Source organism: Geodermatophilus sp. URMC 60, assembly GCF_053502585.1.
This window is the reverse complement of record NZ_CP199958.1, coordinates 59,226-74,306: the sequence shown is the minus strand read 5'-3', so window position 1 is coordinate 74,306 and position 15,081 is coordinate 59,226. Positions and strand designations below refer to the sequence as shown.

18 protein-coding genes are annotated in these 15,081 nt (G+C 72.9%); 7 read left to right on the top strand and 11 right to left on the bottom strand.

Annotated elements, in window-relative coordinates; genetic code table 11:
* Positions 1-66: 66 nt before the first annotated feature.
* Positions 67-453 carry a hypothetical protein gene (locus tag ACWIX3_RS00340; RefSeq protein WP_448610117.1) on the bottom strand — a complete coding sequence of 129 codons (387 nt, stop codon included), beginning with the start codon at positions 451-453 and terminating at the stop codon, positions 67-69.
* A 319-nt stretch (positions 454-772) separates the two neighbouring features.
* Between ACWIX3_RS00340 and ACWIX3_RS00335 the strand changes: the two genes are divergently transcribed.
* A complete protein-coding gene (locus tag ACWIX3_RS00335; protein WP_448610116.1) occupies positions 773-985 on the top strand; it encodes a hypothetical protein in 213 nt (70 codons plus the stop codon).
* Between the two features lie 90 nt (positions 986-1,075).
* Here the strand turns inward: ACWIX3_RS00335 and ACWIX3_RS00330 are convergent, their stop codons facing one another.
* The 3 genes from ACWIX3_RS00330 to ACWIX3_RS00320 form a co-directional block, all read right to left on the bottom strand.
* Positions 1,076-1,339: a hypothetical protein gene (locus ACWIX3_RS00330; RefSeq protein ID WP_448610115.1), complete on the bottom strand. Its 264-nt coding sequence runs from the start codon at positions 1,337-1,339 to the stop codon at positions 1,076-1,078.
* Positions 1,282-3,423, bottom strand: a complete 2,142-nt coding sequence (locus ACWIX3_RS00325) for a hypothetical protein (RefSeq protein WP_448610114.1) — start codon at positions 3,421-3,423, stop codon at positions 1,282-1,284. The genes ACWIX3_RS00330 and ACWIX3_RS00325 overlap by 58 nt, the downstream gene beginning before the upstream one ends.
* A 169-nt stretch (positions 3,424-3,592) precedes the next feature.
* The gene (locus tag ACWIX3_RS00320; protein WP_448610113.1) at positions 3,593-3,865 is read right to left on the bottom strand and encodes a hypothetical protein; all 273 of its coding nucleotides are present in this window, start codon (positions 3,863-3,865) and stop codon (positions 3,593-3,595) included.
* A 172-nt stretch (positions 3,866-4,037) separates the two neighbouring features.
* On the opposite strand from ACWIX3_RS00320, the gene ACWIX3_RS00315 reads away from it, so the two are divergent.
* Positions 4,038-4,373, top strand: a complete 336-nt coding sequence (locus ACWIX3_RS00315) for a hypothetical protein (protein ID WP_448610112.1) — start codon at positions 4,038-4,040, stop codon at positions 4,371-4,373.
* A 259-nt stretch (positions 4,374-4,632) separates the two neighbouring features.
* Here ACWIX3_RS00315 and ACWIX3_RS00310 read toward each other — a convergent pair whose 3' ends face one another.
* Together ACWIX3_RS00310 and ACWIX3_RS00305 are read right to left on the bottom strand one after the other, a co-directional pair.
* Positions 4,633-5,136 carry a hypothetical protein gene (locus ACWIX3_RS00310; RefSeq protein WP_448610111.1) on the bottom strand — a complete coding sequence of 168 codons (504 nt, stop codon included), beginning with the start codon at positions 5,134-5,136 and terminating at the stop codon, positions 4,633-4,635.
* A 169-nt stretch (positions 5,137-5,305) separates the two neighbouring features.
* On the bottom strand, positions 5,306-5,830 hold the full coding sequence (locus ACWIX3_RS00305) for a DUF421 domain-containing protein (protein WP_448610110.1): 525 nt from the start codon (positions 5,828-5,830) through the stop codon (positions 5,306-5,308).
* 78 nt (positions 5,831-5,908) lie between these two features.
* Between ACWIX3_RS00305 and ACWIX3_RS00300 the strand changes: the two genes are divergently transcribed.
* Complete coding sequence (locus tag ACWIX3_RS00300; RefSeq protein ID WP_448610109.1) at positions 5,909-6,775, top strand: potassium channel family protein; 867 nt, start codon at positions 5,909-5,911, stop codon at positions 6,773-6,775.
* A gap of 9 nt (positions 6,776-6,784) precedes the next feature.
* On the opposite strand, the gene ACWIX3_RS00295 is transcribed toward ACWIX3_RS00300, so the two are convergent.
* The 4 genes from ACWIX3_RS00295 to ACWIX3_RS00280 form a co-directional block, all read right to left on the bottom strand.
* Complete coding sequence (locus ACWIX3_RS00295) at positions 6,785-8,041, bottom strand: cation:proton antiporter domain-containing protein (protein WP_448610108.1); 1,257 nt, start codon at positions 8,039-8,041, stop codon at positions 6,785-6,787.
* Positions 8,038-8,493: a hypothetical protein gene (locus ACWIX3_RS00290; RefSeq protein ID WP_448610107.1), complete on the bottom strand. Its 456-nt coding sequence runs from the start codon at positions 8,491-8,493 to the stop codon at positions 8,038-8,040. The genes ACWIX3_RS00295 and ACWIX3_RS00290 overlap by 4 nt, the downstream gene beginning before the upstream one ends.
* An 81-nt stretch (positions 8,494-8,574) precedes the next feature.
* Positions 8,575-8,751 (bottom strand): hypothetical protein, encoded by a 177-nt coding sequence (locus ACWIX3_RS00285; protein WP_448610106.1) that lies wholly within the window; start codon positions 8,749-8,751, stop codon positions 8,575-8,577.
* A gap of 50 nt (positions 8,752-8,801) precedes the next feature.
* Positions 8,802-10,166 (bottom strand): DUF2254 domain-containing protein, encoded by a 1,365-nt coding sequence (locus ACWIX3_RS00280; protein ID WP_448610105.1) that lies wholly within the window; start codon positions 10,164-10,166, stop codon positions 8,802-8,804.
* Positions 10,167-10,316: 150 nt separating this feature from the next.
* Between ACWIX3_RS00280 and ACWIX3_RS00275 the strand changes: the two genes are divergently transcribed.
* From ACWIX3_RS00275 to ACWIX3_RS00265, 3 genes are read left to right on the top strand one after another with little or no spacing between them, the layout of a single operon-like run.
* Complete coding sequence (locus tag ACWIX3_RS00275; protein ID WP_448610104.1) at positions 10,317-12,779, top strand: molybdopterin oxidoreductase family protein; 2,463 nt, start codon at positions 10,317-10,319, stop codon at positions 12,777-12,779.
* The gene (locus ACWIX3_RS00270; protein ID WP_448610103.1) at positions 12,776-13,258 is read left to right on the top strand and encodes a hypothetical protein; all 483 of its coding nucleotides are present in this window, start codon (positions 12,776-12,778) and stop codon (positions 13,256-13,258) included. Before ACWIX3_RS00275 ends, ACWIX3_RS00270 begins: the two co-directional genes overlap by 4 nt.
* Before the next feature lie 2 nt (positions 13,259-13,260).
* Complete coding sequence (locus tag ACWIX3_RS00265; RefSeq protein ID WP_448610102.1) at positions 13,261-13,926, top strand: hypothetical protein; 666 nt, start codon at positions 13,261-13,263, stop codon at positions 13,924-13,926.
* 200 nt (positions 13,927-14,126) lie between these two features.
* Here the strand turns inward: ACWIX3_RS00265 and ACWIX3_RS00260 are convergent, their stop codons facing one another.
* Positions 14,127-14,510, bottom strand: coding sequence for an ArsR/SmtB family transcription factor (locus tag ACWIX3_RS00260; RefSeq protein WP_448610101.1), 384 nt, complete (start codon positions 14,508-14,510; stop codon positions 14,127-14,129).
* A 115-nt stretch (positions 14,511-14,625) separates the two neighbouring features.
* On the opposite strand from ACWIX3_RS00260, the gene ACWIX3_RS00255 reads away from it, so the two are divergent.
* Positions 14,626-15,033 (top strand): four-helix bundle copper-binding protein, encoded by a 408-nt coding sequence (locus ACWIX3_RS00255; RefSeq protein WP_448610100.1) that lies wholly within the window; start codon positions 14,626-14,628, stop codon positions 15,031-15,033.
* Positions 15,034-15,081 lie beyond the last annotated feature (48 nt).

Here is a 15,081-nt window from a genome sequence, read left to right as displayed (position 1 = left end):
CCGCGGGGTGGCTCTCGTCCACCGGCGCGGACCGTCCGCGCCGGCTTCCCGGTCACAACCCCCTGCTCACCGGCCCGTCTCCGGCTGCTGCTCACGGACCCACATCAGGCCCACCAGCCCACCGCTCCACACCTGCTCCGCCCAGCCCAGCAGCTGGTCCCAGTCGGTGTCCGTGAGCACCGTCGGGCCTACGGCCTCGTAGATCGTGTTCAGCGCGGCCGGGGCCTCCCGACCGAGCAACCACGACGGGGCCGAGCAGCTGACCTCGAGCTTCGCGCAGGGGCAGTGCGTCCCCTCCACGGTCAGCGAACACGCGTAGCAGGTCGCGCACACCAGCGTCGTCAAGAGCGCCAGGGTCTCCTCGACGGGCAGGTGGTCGCGCACGGCGCTGAGGCAGATCTCGTCGCAGACCATGACATGCGCACCGCGGGTGTCGACGGGGATGAAGAACACGGGAGCCTCCACGGGCCCGGCCGGCGACCCGCCGGCGGGGACGGTGCCGCTGGCGGCGCCGCAGCCGCACCGTGCCGCCACCCGCAGCCCGTGCACTCGTCCCCGAGTAGCCATCACGGACCGGGACATCAGCTCCGGATCCCGGTAGGCCGCCCGATTCACGGCAGACAGGGCCACGGCCTCCTCGTGCCGCCGGAGGCGGCGAGCGGCGCGTAGCGCCGCCCCTTGACGTTGATACAGAGCGTAGAAGTCGAGGTCATGAAACCTGCAGGTCAACAGCGGCGTCCGGCACCGTCAGTGTGGTCGGGCGGCCACGTCCGTGTGGGCGAGCCGCCACAGACCCACCGTCCGACCGTCCCGCAAGCACGATCTGGGCGAGGCCGCCCAGGTCCTCGGCTCGGTCGCCGAGGCCCTGCGAGCGAGCGCCGACGGCAACGACTGGGCCGTTCTCGAGGCCTGGGTGCAGGCGCTGACCCTGGTGACCGGTGCCGCGCTCGAGGCGGTCCCCGAGGAGCTGCACGACTTCCTCTGACGCCGTGCTGAACACTGCGGAGGCCGTCCCGAGGTGACTCGGGACGGCCTCCGGCATCGTTTCTGGAGCGGCGGGAGGCCGCAGCTGCGGCTACGCCGCCTCGGATGGCCGCGCGGCGTCCCCGTCGGTCGCGTGGGCGGCCTCGCGTGCGACCGCCAGAAGCAGGGCGAGGTCGATCGGGCGGAAGCGGCGCGTGCCCCCGTCGGTGAGTAGCGACGGGACGCGGCCGGCGGCCGCTGCAGTGCGCAGCTGCGGGACGGACATCCCGAGGCGCTGCGCCGCGGCACCGATGCCGATCAGGTCGGCGGCGTGCCGGTCGCGCCACTCCTCGGGAACCGCGTCGACGTCGGCCACCTGGAACAGCAGCGTGTTGCCGCGGGAGCCGCCGCGGCCGGCGGCCAGCCTGCCGGTGTCGACGAGGAACGCGCGCACGTAGTGCTCCGGGACGCCGAGGCGCTCGATGACCTGGGGGAGCGTGAGCCGGTCGTCGTCGGCGGTGCGCTGGCCGTAGGTGGCGTGGTAGCGCCGGACCAGCGCCTGGACGTCAGGACCGTCGAGCACGCGCCGGTCGTACCGGCGCGGCCGCTGCTCGCACGGGACCAGGCCGTCGTTGCTCCAGTCGCGCAGCGCGGAGGTGCTGACCTGCAGGTAGGCGGCCTCTCCGATGGTGAGCAGCGGCCGAGGCCGGGCACCGGGCGCGGCGGGAGGGGGTGCCTCGCTGAGGGTGGTGCCGGGGCCGGCGGCGAGGTCGTGGTGCGCGCCCGCTCGTGCACCAGCTCGGCGTCGTCGACGTCGTCGGTGGCAGCGATGATGAGGTCCTCCAGCTCGGCGAGCCGCTCGGTGCGGAGTCGCTCCTGCTCGACCGGGTCGGGCAGCGGCCGGGAGTCGACGACGACCGGCTCGAACTCGCCGATGTGCGCGACGGCCCGGGCGATGCCGGCGCGGGCGTACGCGCCGTCGAGGTCGCACCGGCGGGCCGAGTACAGGTGCTCGCCCTCCCGGCTGATCCACCCGCGCAGCTCGCCGCGGTCGTTGTGGGCCTGCTCGCGGGTGCGGCGGAACAGCTCGTAGCTGTCGCCGTTGGCGACGATCCGCAGGTTGTGCGTCCAGTCCGGGTCGCCGGCCTCGCGGCGCTCGCCGGTGGCCGTGACGAACCACTGCTGGCGGACGTCGGCGAACGGAGCGCGCGGCCCGTCGGTGCGGGTGTCGCGGGGCGTGCGACCGTGGATGCGGCGTTCCCAGGCGTCCCACTGCTCGTCGGTGAGGTCGATGCAGTGCCCCGGCAGGTCGACGATCCGGTGGATCCCGCCGTACCGCTTGGGGCCGCGGTCGTCGTGGTCGACGGCGAAGCCCTCGAAGTCCTGGTCGCGCCGGATGGGGATGGGCACGCCCTTGTTGACCTCGTACTTGCGCGTGCGCAGCAGCCGCACGTGCGCGGCGAGGGTGCGGGAGGCCCGCTCGAGCTGCTCGTCGGTGAGCTGGTCGTAGGTCTTGACGCTGCCGTCGGGGTTGACGTGCCGGGTGCCGCGGACGGGCACCTGGTGGGCGGCGAGCTCCCGGCCGGCGGCGAGAAAGGTGCCACCGTCGGCGACGACCTCGGCCCAGGCCTGCCAGCCGTCGGCGTGCTGCCCGGTCGCCGACTGCAGGTAGCGAGTGCGATGGACCTTCCCGTTGTCCCCGCGCTGCCGGTCGTAGGCGAGGTCGTACCCGGGGAAGAGCAGCACCTTCGCGTAGGGCCACTCGATCCGGTCCGCCAGCAGCTTGGTGAGGACGGCGCGTGTGGTGCGCTTGCGGATGTTGTTGCGCTCGCCGGATGCGTGCCCGTCCTTCATGCCGGCGAACATCGTGCCCTCGGTCGAGGTGATGTCGATGCGCTCAGCGCCCTCGAAGATGTCGACACCGCCCAGCTGCGCGGCGGCCCGGACGGCGGCGCCGAAGTGCGGCGCCCGCACCCAGCGGTCCCATTCGGCGACGTAGAGCCGGTGGATCTGGTCGATGCGGCACACATGGGACAGCAGCGCGCTGACGGCGTTGCCGGGCAGCGGCTCGTCCGGGTTGTGCACGGTGGGGTCGGCGGCGCTGTCGAACAGCATGAGGATGACCGTGGCGTGCGCCGGGAGCGGCAGGGCCCAGCCCATCAGGCGGTTCGGCTCTAGCGCGTACGGGTGGGCGTTGGCGCGCCGGATCGGGATCAGCCCGATGCGCCGGCGGAACTGCTCCCCGGTGGCCGACTTGTCCAGGAGGAGGGCCTCGAGGTCGAGGGTCTTGAGGTAGGCGACGGCCGGATGGAAGCCCAGCTTGGGGCTGGCGGCATCGACGTTGTCCTTGAGCTCCTTCGCGCTCTGCGCGCTCACCCGGAGCTCGATGGCGTCACAGGGTCGGTCGGGCAGCCTGCCGGCGAGCAGGTCGGTGATGAGCGGGTCGGTGCTGCGGTTCACTGGTTCCTCCGTGAGATCTCCCGGGCTAGCCCCGGCCGCGGACCACCGTGCGCGCCGTCCTTCACGCCGCAATCGACTTCGCATCGCCTCTGTGCTGGGACAGCCGCTAACCCGGGTGGACGGGAACTCGTCGGTCAGCAGGTTCAGCGGATGGGAGATCTCCTTCGGCTCAGCCGACGATCCTCACCGGGGCCCAGGCGACGTTGCGGGCGCCGAGGAGGCCGCTGACCAGCTGCTCCAGCTGGGTCGGCGAGACGGCGGCGTCACTTGTGTCGACGCTGTTGGCGTCGTCGGAGGGCTGGGCGAGCCCGGTTTCGGCTCGGCGGGCGAGTGCGGCGACGTCGGCAGCGAGCGCGCCCTGGACAGCGGTCCGGGTCCGTTCGACCAGGGTCAGGAACTGATCGGCCACGGTGAGGTGCTCGCCCGGGTCGGTGGTTGGCACGGGCATGCACATGGCGGGGGGCGTAGAGGTCATTGCCCGCACCGTCGGCGCGGACGGTGGTGACTGCAATGAGCTGGCCGGCCCGGCAGCGTGGGGAGCCGATTGCGCTCGCAGCAGGGCTCGTCACCTTGCCAGGCAGCCGGGGCCATCCCGGGATCTGGAAGGAAGGTCCATGTCCGCCCGAGAGCTGCCGATGATCAAGTCTCGCGCGCGGTTGCACGCGGCCGCCACCCAGCGCGCCCGGGTGCGCGTCCGGGGGACGGTCGCCGCGATCGGCGACGGCTACAGCGGCACGTACCGCAACTCCTGGCTGCGTATCGCCACCGCGGCCGGCGACGTCCGGGTCACCGCGTCGACCAGGAGCACGCTGGGGACGATGCCGGTGGGTAGCAGCGTGGAGTTGGCGACCACGCTGACCGGCATCGTCGACGTGGCCGAGGTCGTCTACTTCGGGGAGCGGGCGCAGCTGCTGGGCTGGTCGCGGGTCGAGGAGGAGGCGGCGGGCTGACGGCGCCTGCCCACGAATGCCGGACCGCGGCGCTCGCCAGGGCGTTCGCGTAGGCAGAGAGCCCCCCGCCGGTGCGGCGGGGGGCTCTCTGCGTTCAGGTCAGCCAGGGTTCGTCGGGCGGCGGCACGGCGATCGGCTGCTCGGATGGCCGGTTCTGGATCCGGCAGGCGGTGCAGGCGAGCGGGTCGGGACCGGCTGCGGGCGCATCGCTGGTGTCCCCCGCGTCCGCGACGCTTTCCTCTCCGACGCGGGGCGGGTGTCAGGACTCGGCGGGGGCGCAGATGGTCTCGAGGAGGCTCGGGTCGCCGAGCCGCTGCAGCGACTCCCACATGTCCCAGTCCCGCCGCCGCCGTCCCCAGCCGACCACCGCGGTGCGCGGCGCACCGGCGATGCCGGCCAGCACCGCTCCCTGGGCCGTGAGACGGTCGTCGAACGGCTCGGCGCGCAGATCGCGACGGCTCAGCATCTGCCAGGTGGCCCGGAAGTGCTGGTCGTGGAAGGGCAGCTGGCAGCCGGTGAGCAGCGCGGCGCCGAAGACGGCGACCGGGTACAGCCGCACCGCCCGGTAGGCAACGACGCCCCTCAGCCGCTGCCGGAGTTCGGCGTACACCGCTTCGGCCGGCGGGCCACCGATCCAGGAGATGGCCAGGTAGTCCCGTCGCGTGCTCACGGTGAGCTCGGGCAGGTCGAGGACCTGACGGAGGCGCGCCGCGATGCGCGGCAACGTCCGCGGCCACCGGTTGTGCTGCTGCGAGATGTACATGTAGGCGACCGTCCGGCCAGCGTGGGCATGGTCAGTCGTCCGAGTCCAGTGCCCCCGGCCGAGGGGGAGATGAACCGTCTTGCTCCGGGCGGCCCCGGTGGGGCACCGCTGACGTCGCCGACTGGGCGGCGGTTGAGTGTCCCCTGCCGGGGCGGCCGCCCACGTTGGGTCATCTCCTGCGCTCGGTTGCTCCGGTGACGCCTTCGAGGGCCGACCGGTTCCCGGCCTGCTGGGTGGAGATGACGCTCAGGGAACCGTCGGTCTCCAGGACGACGGCGGCCACCGAGGACAGGTCGCCGGAGCCGGTGGCGCGGATGGCCTGGCGCAGCTCGCTCATGGGGATCCGCTGCCGGTCGAGCGCTTCGGGGACGGGGCGGCCGTCCTCCAGCAGGAGGGTCGGACGGGCGGTGACCACGCTGCGGCCACCCGGCAGCCAGGTCGTCGTCCGCGCGACGACGAACTGGAGGGCGGCGAGCAGGACCAGGGCGACAGCTCCCTCGCTCCAGGAGACGTCGCTGCTGAGCAGGATGGTCGCCAGGGTTGAGCCGAAGGCCACGCTGACCACCCAGTCGAAGGCGTTCAGCTTGGCCAGCGTCCGCTTGCCGGACACCCGGAGCAGGACCACGAGCGCGAGGTAGGCCGCCGCCCCGACGGCGAGGATCCGGACGATGTCAGACCAGGAGTCGAACCACATGCTGGCCCTCTACCCGCGCCGCTCCTGGCTCCCGGCTCCTGGCAGGCTCGGCGGGTGACGGGTGTTCTGGGATGGGTCGTGACCGCGGTCGGCGCGGTGCTGGTGTTCATGGCGCTGCGCGACATCTTCCACACGATCTGGCACCCCACCGGCCGCGGTGGGCTCAGCCGGCGGCTCATGGCGGCGGTGTGGCGTGTCGGGCATCGGCGCCGGGCGCTGGGAGCGTTGGTCGGGCCGCTGGCGATGGTCGTGGTCGTGCTGGCCTGGGTGCTGCTGATCCTGCTGGGGTGGGCGCTGGTGTACTGGCCGCACCTGCCGGGCGGGTTCGTCTTCGGCAGCAGCCTGGACCCCGCCTCCCGGGCCGGGTTCCTGGACGCCGTCTACCTGTCCACGGTCACCCTGGCGACGCTCGGTTTCGGTGACATCGTCCCGGCGGCGGACTGGCTGCGGATCGCGGTGCCGGTGCAGGCGCTCGTCGGTTTCGGGCTGATCACGGCCGCGGTCTCGTGGGTGCTGCAGGTGTACCCGGCGCTGACCCGGCGTCGTGCGCTGGCGGTGCGGCTGTCGTTGCTGCGTCGGGTCGACACCCTCGGGCTGGTGGCCGACCCCCAGTCGGCGATGGCCGCGCCTCTCTTGGAGGACCTGGCGGTCGGGCTCGCGCAGCTGCGGGTCGACCTGACCCAGTACGCCGAGACCTACTACTTCCGGGACGGGGATCCCGAGGCCTCCCTGCCGGCGATGCTGGGGGTGGCGCTGCACCTGAGCGAGCACGCCCGGCGCACGCCACATGTGGACGCGCGCTACGCCGGGGAGCTGCTGGACACCGCGGTGGGGGACTACCTGCACGTGGTGGACGAGCACTTCCTACACGTCGGTGGCCCGGCCAGGGCGATTGCCGCGGCGTACGCGGAGGACCACGGGCAGGAGCTCGCCCGCGCCCGATGAGGTCGGGGCTCATCCCCGCCGGTGGGACCGTCCGGGGGCGGCCGACGTGGCGGGGCGGCTCTCGTGCCGGGTGGCGGCCCGGTAGGCGGCCCGGCCCGGCGCGGCGGTCACACCGTGGACGACGACGCTGGCCACCACCACGAGGCTGCCGGCGGCGAGCACGGTGGGGTCGGCGCCGAGCCGCTTTGCCTCCAGCGCGAGGTAGAACAGCGCCGAGACGCCGATCGGGCCGAACCAGCCCAGGTGGAGCGCGTCCGGCCAGCCCAGCCGCAGCGGGCGGCGCAGCGCGACGAGGACGGGCAGCCGGCGGAGTAGGAGCACGGCCGCGGTAAGGAGCAGTCCACGCCAGCCGAGGTCGGCCCAGGCCGCCCACGGCAGGGCAGCGCCGACGCCGATGAACAGCGGCAGGACGAGGAAGCGGTTGACGGCCTCGTCGATCGGCACGTCCGAGGTCCGTTCAGAGCCGGTGCTCACGCCGTTGAAGGCCAGACCGCAGACGAACACCGCCAGTACGCCGTCGACGTGGATCAGCCCGGACAGCCCGAGCACCGTGAGGGCCAGGACGGCGGTGAACAGGGCGAGGGGGCCGGGGTCGGTCGAGCCGTGTTCCTCGCCGGCCCTGAGCGCTCGCCCGCCGAGCCATCCGGTGACCAGCCCGACGACGACCGCCCCGGCCACCTGCCAGAGGGACTCCAGCGCGGCCTCGGCGCCGGTCAGAGGGCCGGCGATCGCGACGGCGACGAGCACCAGGGGCAGCGCCAGGCCGTCGTTCGCGCCTGACTCCAGCGAGAGGACCTGCCGGTCCCGGGCGGGCAGGTCCTCCTCCGCCGGGCCTCCGGTGACGACGCTGGACGCGAGGACCGGGTCGGTCGGGCACAGCGCCGCGCCGAGCAGCGCCGCGGCGCCGAGTCCCACGCCGAGCACCCACGCCGACAGGCCGGCGGTGATGAGGGCCATGAGCGGCATGGCGACGGCCAGGAGGATCAGCACGGGACGAAGCCGCGACTGCACCGCGCCCAGTGGGTAGCGCAGGGCCACCGCCATCACGGAGATGGCCAACAGGAGCCGGGTGGCGGTGTGCAGCCAGGTGTGGTCCTCGGTCAGGGGCCGCACGTCGAGCAGGCCGGTGACGGACGGGCCCAGGACGATGCCTGCGAGCAGGCCGAGCAGCGGCTCGGAGACGGGCAGCCGCCGCAGGCGCTCGGACAGGGCGGCGACGCCGAGCCCCAGGAGCCCGCCGGCGAGGAGTACGAGGTCCGTCGTCATGCCGTGCCCGTTCCCGCTGCTGGACGGTTGGATGCAGTGGCGGCCAACACCTCCGGCGAGGCACCGGTCCGGTGCCGGTCGTCGAGGAAGTAGGCGCCCAGAGCCCCGGCGAGCGTGGCGAAGACCGCGACCGAGTAGACGGCGAGGACCACCTCGAGGATGCGGGCGAGTCCGCCCTGCGCGGTCAGCGGCTGCCCCGTCACTGTCGCGAGGGCGGTCTCGTGCAGGGCTGGCGCGTAGTCCTCGTAGGCGCCACCGAAGTACAGGAGCTGACTGCCCGCGAGCACCACCACTCCGGTCACGGTGGCCAGCCAGCCGATACGACCGGAGAGCAGCCGGCCGGCCGACCTCGATCCCCGTACGGCGGCGGAGACGACTCCGCCCAGCCTCGCGGCCCGGAGGAGGGTCAGGGCTCGCGCGAATCGCAGGAAGGGCAGGGCGAGGAACAGCACCTGCCACCAGTTGCGGGCCCAGAACCGACGCCGGTCACGGGCGCGCAGTGCGCGGTGGAGGAACTCAGCGACGAAGACGCTTCAGCACAGCCACCCCACCACGGTCAGCACGGTGACCAGCCACGGCTCTCTGGCGAGCGACTGGCCCAGGACGACGAGGACGAACACGAGCCCGAGGACGCCCATCGGCTTGTCCAGTCGTCGGGCCAGCCCTTCCTGCTCGGGGCAGTCCGCGTCGACCGGGATGTCGTTGTGCATGCGGAGCGGCTACCCGCTGCAGCTGGGCATGCAGCACATCCGCGTCCAGGTCAACCCGGACGTTCAGCGGGCCACACGCCGATGACGGCCGACTCGAGCGCCACCTCCCAGGAGCGGCGTTCCGACGCCGTGATCCGGGTGGACTCGGCGGCGAGGTCGACGACGGAACGGAGCCGGTCGTGCAGCGCGCGGTCCACGGTGCCCCGCGGGGCACGCCACGCGACCTCCCGCAGCAGGGTGGCCATCCGGCGCAGGACGGCCGGCTGACCCGAGGCGTAGTGGAGGAGCTCCTCCAGGACGAGCTCGACCAGGTCGTCGGGGGTCCACTGCGGCACGATCAGGCGCACGACCCCGTCGTCGTCGGCACGGCAGTCGGGTCCGAGCGGCCGGGAGATGAGGTCACCGAGCAGCGCCGAGGCATGGGACAGGGCGTGCACGGCCGTCGTGGGGTCGTTGATGCCGGGCGACAGCGCACGGACGGCGATGTCGACGACCTTGCGCAGGCTGTAGGCGATGTCGCGAGCGGGGGAGCGTTCGAAGTCCAGTCGTACCGAGCGGCCGAGGGCTTCCTGCAACGCCGCTGTGTCGGGATGGTGGACGCCGTCCCGGGCCCAGACGTGCGCGAGAGGTGTCCCGGCCACCACGGAGTCCCCGATCCGGGCGGCCAGGAGGACCACGATGTCGGAGCCCGCCGCAGCGGACACCAGGCGTTCCTCGTCCACGTCGACGATGAAGCCGCTGGATGGGGAGGCGACCGGGATCCCGGGTCCAGGAGGCAGCCGGACGGGCGTCGCCGGGTGTTCGAGGTCATCGGGCAGCTCCCGATTGTGGGTGGCCCCGGCCTCCTGGTGGACGTCGCGGAGCATCGTCTCGACCCGGAGGGCGCGAGCCAGGTGCCCGAGGAAGAGCACCACGGCCAGGACGCTGCCGAGCGTCAGCACGTAGGCCACGGTGATCGACAGACGCGGGACGAACGCGGTCTCCCCTTCGGTGGCGCTCTCGGTGCGCACGGTTCGCAGCACGGTGAGCGCGTACACGAACGTGGCCGTCAGTTGCGCCAGGGTCAGCTGGACGACCCGGTCGGTGGCGAAGGTCTGCAGCAGCCTGGGTGAGTACTGGCTGCTGCCCAGCTGGAAGGCCACGACGGTCAGCGAGAAGATCAGCCCGGTCACGGAGATGAGCGATCCGGCGATGGCGGCGAGCAGGTCGCGTGCCGCCGACGGCCCGCCGCCGAAGACGAAGGTCAGGGGATGCCCTGAGTCGCGGCTCTCGAGCAGTCCGTCCACCGCCGGCAGCCCGATGCCGACGCCGACCGCGATCACGACCGCGACAACCGGGATCGGCCAGAGAGCCCCGCGCAGCCGCGCGGTGATCGCACGGACCGCACTGCGTCGCCTGGGTCTCCTGGAGCTCACCGGGAGGACCCCTCCGGGGCTTCGGTCAGCACGCTGCGAGCGTCCCGCAGCGGGGCGACCGGCGCCCGAGGACGCCCACTCCGGACTGCGGTAAGCCGGACCGGCGGCGAGACTCGGCGGGCACCCAACCCGTCCGGCAGGAGGACCGCCGTGCCCAAGATCGACCGGATCGCCGAGCCGTGGGGGACGCGGACGCCGTACGGACCGGGGGAGACCTGGCCGACGCGGGTGGACTCCTATCTGGCCGATGGGCTGACCGAGGACGACGTGGACCGCTGGGTGCAGTCGGCGACGATCCTGCACTCCAACGGCGACGGCCTGGACATCGCGGTGAAGGACGACCGCATCGTTGGTGTCCGCGGACGGGCGGTGGACCGCGTGAACCACGGCCGGCTGGGGCCGAAGGACCTGTTCGGCTGGCAGGCCAACAACTCCCCGGACCGGCTCACCCGCCCGCTGATCCGGCGGGACGGCGCACTGGTCGAGTGCGACTGGGACACCGCGATGGACGCCGTCGCCGGCCGCTGCCGGGAGCTGCTCGACGAGCAGGGGCCCAGCTCGATCGCGTTCTACACGACCGGGCAGCTGTTCCTCGAGGAGTACTACACGCTGGGGCTGATCGCGCACGGCGGCATCGGCACCAACCACGTCGACGGCAACACCCGGCTGTGCACCGCCACCGCCGCGGCCGCGTTGAAGGAGACCTTCGCCTCGGACGGACAGCCGGGCTCCTACACCGATCTCGACTCGGCCGACGTGATCTGCCTGTACGGGCACAACATGGCCGAGACGCAGACGGTGCTGTGGACCCGCGTGCTGGACCGGCTGGCCGGCCCGAACCCGCCGAAGGTCATCTGCGTCGACCCGCGGGAGACGCCGGTCGCCCGGTCCGCGACCGTGCACCTGGCGCCCAGGCCCGGCACCAACGTGATGCTGATGAACGCCCTGCTGCACGAGATCGTCGCCAACGACTGGGTCGACTCTGACTACGTCGAGGCACACGCGGTGGGCTTCGAGGAGCTGGCGAAGCGCGTCGGCGACTACCCGCCCGAGGTCGCCGCGGAGGTCTGCGACGTCCCCGTAGAGCAGATCCGCGAGGCCGCGCGGCTCATCGGCACCGCCGAGCGCCTGGTGTCCACCGTCCTGCAGGGCTTCTATCAGTCCCACCAGGCCACCGCGGCCGCCGTCCAGGTCAACAACGTGCACGTGTTGCGGGGCATGCTCGGCCGGCCCGGGTGCGGCCTGCTGCAGATGAACGGCCAGCCCACCGCGCAGAACACCCGGGAGGCCGGCGCGGACGGCGACCTGCCCGCGTTCCGCAACTGGTCCAACGACCAGCACATCCAGGACCTGGCCCGGGTGTGGAACGTCGACCCGCTCGACATCCCGCACTACTCGCCGCCGACCCACATCATGCAGCAGTTGCGCTACATCGAGGAGGGGTCGATCCGGTTCTTCTACGTCACCTGCACCAACCCCGCGGTCTCCCTGCCGGAGCTGCGTCGGGTGCGCGAGCTGCTGAGCCAGGAAGGGCTGTTCCTGGTCGTGCAGGACATCTTCCTGTCCGAGACGGCACAGCTGGCCGACGTCGTGCTGCCCGCGGCGACGTGGGGGGAGAAGACCGGCACGTTCACCAACGTCGACCGCACGGTGCACCTGTCGGAGAAGGCCGTCGACCCGCCCGGCGAGGCGCGTCCCGACCTGGACATCCTCGTCGACTTCGCCCACCGGCTGGGATTGGAGGACAAGGACGGCGCCCCCCTGGTCAAGTGGACCGACCCCGAGGGCGCCTTCGAGGGCTGGAAGGAGTGCTCGCGGGGGCGGCCGTGCGACTACACCGGCCTGTCCTACGACAAGCTGCGCGGCGGCAGCGGGATCCAGTGGCCGTGCAACGACGAGCACCCCGAGGGCACCGAGCGCATCTACGTGGACGGGCAGTTCTGGGCCGAGCCGTCCTACTGCGAGAGCTACGGCCGCGACCTGGTCACCGGAGCGCCGCTGGACGACACCGAGTACCGGGCGCTGAACCCCACCGGCAAGGCGGTGCTGAAGGCCGCCGAGTACCTGCCGCCGCACGAGCTGCCCAGCGAGGAGTTCCCGTTCCAGCTGATCACCGGGCGCACGCTCTACCACTTCCACACGCGCACCAAGACCGGCCGGGCGCCGCAGTTGCAGGCCGCGGCGCCGGAGGTGTGGGTGGAGATGTCGGCCTCCGATGCCGGCGACCGCGGATGGGCCGAGGGCGACCTGCTCGAGGTGGCCACGCCTCGTGGCCGGGTCAGCGGCCGGCTGCGGATCAGCGGCATCCGGCCCGGGGTGGTGTTCCTGCCCTTCCACTACGGCTACTGGGACGAGCCGGGCGGCCACCAGCCCGCCGGTGACCGCGGCCGGGCGGCCAACGAGCTGACGCTCACTGACTGGGACGCCTGCTCCAAGCAGCCGATCTTCAAGACCGCCGCCGCCGCGGTCACCCGGCTCGCCGAGGCCACCGGCCCCGCCCCGGCGCCCACCACGACCGGCTCCCGGCCGGTGGGGTCCGCCGGCATACCGGAGACCCGTGGCGGAGCCGCCGCCGAGGCGCTCGAGGAGCCGGTGCCGGGAGGTGCCCGGTGAAGCTGCACCTGGCGGTCGAGGAGCTGCACCGGTCGGAGAACCACCTGGCGCGGGCCCTGCTGGCGGTCTCGGACCGGCACAAGGCCGACCACGAGGTCTTCTACGTCGCCCGTGACATCGCCGGCTGGTCGCAGCGGCACGTCACCGAGCTCGCCCGCATCGGTGCCGACTACGGCCTGGACCTCGACCCCGAGCCGGAGGGGGAACCCGGGATCCTGGAGAAGGTCCAGCAGGCGACGTCGGACCTGCTCGGGCGCCGGCCGGAGCCGGGCCTGCTGTTGCTGGCTGACCTCCGGCACATCCACCGCGAGGCGGCCGGGGTGTCACTGGACTGGGAGCTGCTCGCCCAGGCCGCCCAGGGCGCGCGGAAGCGGGACCTGCTGGAACTGGCCCAGCGCTGTCATCCGGACACGCTGCGGCAGATGCGCTGGGCGAACGCCAAGCTCAAGGAGTCCGCGACCCAGGCCCTGGTGAGCTGACGATGACCACTCCGCAGACCGCGACCCGCGTCGTCCTCCGACCGCTGGCCACACCGCTGCCCCTCGGCTTCCTGGCCCTCGCACTGGCCACGACCGTCTTCGCGACCGTCCAGCTCGGCTGGATCCCGCCCACCGAGGGCCGGGTGGCCGCCCTCACCGCGCTAGTCGCGACCGTGCCGCTGCAGCTCACCGCGGCGGTCATCGGCTTCCTGGCGCGCGACCCGGTGGCCGCCACGGGGATGGGGGTCCTCAGCGGCACGTGGGCGGTCGTCGGCCTCACCACCGTGACCTCCCCGCCCGGCACCGCCAGCAAGGGCCTCGGGGTCCTCCTGATCGTCGCGGGGATCTCGATGTTCGTCCCCGCGTCCGCCGGTGCGACCAAGCTCGTCCCGGCCGCCGTCATGGCGCTGGCCGGCATCCGGTTCCTGGTCACCGGCGCCTACGAGCTCACCGGGTCTGCGAGCTGGAAGACGACGGCCGGCTGGGTGGGCTTGGCCCTCGCGGTGCTGGCCCTCTACGCGGCGGTGGCCCTCGAACTCGAGGGCGCCCGCGGGAGGACCGTCCTCCCGGCCGGCCGGCACGGTCCGGCCGAGGCCGCGGTCCGGGGCGAGGGGTCGCTCGCGCCCGACGCGCTGGCTCGAGAGCCGGGGATCCGACCGCAGCTCTGAGGGGAGCCCCCGACTGCGCGCCTTCGTCGGCGACCTGGTGGCTGACGGTGTCCGAAGCGGGCGGCTGCTCGGCGACGTACCCGCCGAGGAACTCGCCGAGTACGCCCTGGCCGCACTGTCGGCTGCCGGACGACGCCGCTCGCGAGCGCATGATCATCGTCATCCTCACCGGGTTCCGCCCGACGCGCTGACCCGCGAGCTCAGAGGTCGTCGTCGGCCGCCGGGGTGTGACTGAGCTCGATGAGGCGCCGCAGGCAGTGCTCGCGCAGCGGGTCGGGGAATCCGTCGGCCAGTCGGTAGTAGGCGATGCGGCCGGCCTTGCGCCGGGACACCAGGCCTGCGCTGCGTAGCACCCGCAGGCCGTACCCGGCCTGGTCCTCGCTGACCTGCAGCGCCATCGCCAGGTCCCCGACGCACAGCTCCTCGGCGACGTCGAGGGCGTACAGCAGCCGGGCGCGCACCGGGTCGGCGAGCAGGCCCAGCAGCGAAGTCGTCCGCTCCGCGTCGGCCGCCGAGGGCAGCCGCGCCCGTGCTGCGGCCACCCGGGCCGGGTCGACCGGATGGTCGTGGCCCGACTCGCTCATGACGCCTTCCTACCCCTCGACGCGGTGTCAGGTACATCCGTACGGGTATGCGGACGTTGTCGGCGGAGTTCGTCGGCGGTGACCGGCCGCCGCGCCGTCGGCCCGAGGAGGACTCATGACTGTCGCCGCGCAGATGCTCGACACCTACCCGAAGGACCTCGGCGGAGTAGACCGGGACAAGCTGATCGCCTGCCTGGAGGCGTGCTTCGAGTGCGCTCAGGCCTGCACTGCCTGTGCCGATGCGTGCCTGAGCGAGGACATGGTCGCTGAGCTGACCAAGTGCATTCGCACCAACCTCGACTGTGCCGACGTCTGCGACACCACCGGGCGGGTGCTGTCCCGGCACACCGGCTACGACGCCAACCTCACCCGCGCGGTGCTCGAGGCGTGCGCCGCGGCGTGCAAGGCCTGCGGCGACGAGTGCGAGTCGCACGCCTCCATGCACGAGCACTGCCGGATCTGCGCCGAGGCGTGCCGCCGGTGCGAGACCGCCTGCCGGGAACTGCTCGGCTCCCTCGGCTGACCGCCGGCCGCGGCCCAGTCGCGCGACTGCGACAAGGCCGCGGCGGGA

What these genes read in the sequence shown, in the direction of transcription:
- ACWIX3_RS00295 (WP_448610108.1), bottom strand. Translation starts at nt 8,041, where the DNA reads ATGACGACGGACCTCGTACTCCTCGCCGGCGGGCTCCTGGGGCTCGGC.
- ACWIX3_RS00305 (WP_448610110.1), bottom strand. Translation starts at nt 5,830, where the DNA reads ATGTGGTTCGACTCCTGGTCTGACATCGTCCGGATCCTCGCCGTCGGG.
- ACWIX3_RS00260 (WP_448610101.1), bottom strand. Translation starts at nt 14,510, where the DNA reads ATGAGCGAGTCGGGCCACGACCATCCGGTCGACCCGGCCCGGGTGGCC.
- ACWIX3_RS00310 (WP_448610111.1), bottom strand. Translation starts at nt 5,136, where the DNA reads ATGTACATCTCGCAGCAGCACAACCGGTGGCCGCGGACGTTGCCGCGC.
- ACWIX3_RS00315 (WP_448610112.1), top strand. Translation starts at nt 4,038, where the DNA reads ATGTCCGCCCGAGAGCTGCCGATGATCAAGTCTCGCGCGCGGTTGCAC.
- ACWIX3_RS00265 (WP_448610102.1), top strand. Translation starts at nt 13,261, where the DNA reads ATGACCACTCCGCAGACCGCGACCCGCGTCGTCCTCCGACCGCTGGCC.
- ACWIX3_RS00255 (WP_448610100.1), top strand. Translation starts at nt 14,626, where the DNA reads ATGACTGTCGCCGCGCAGATGCTCGACACCTACCCGAAGGACCTCGGC.
- ACWIX3_RS00285 (WP_448610106.1), bottom strand. Translation starts at nt 8,751, where the DNA reads ATGCACAACGACATCCCGGTCGACGCGGACTGCCCCGAGCAGGAAGGG.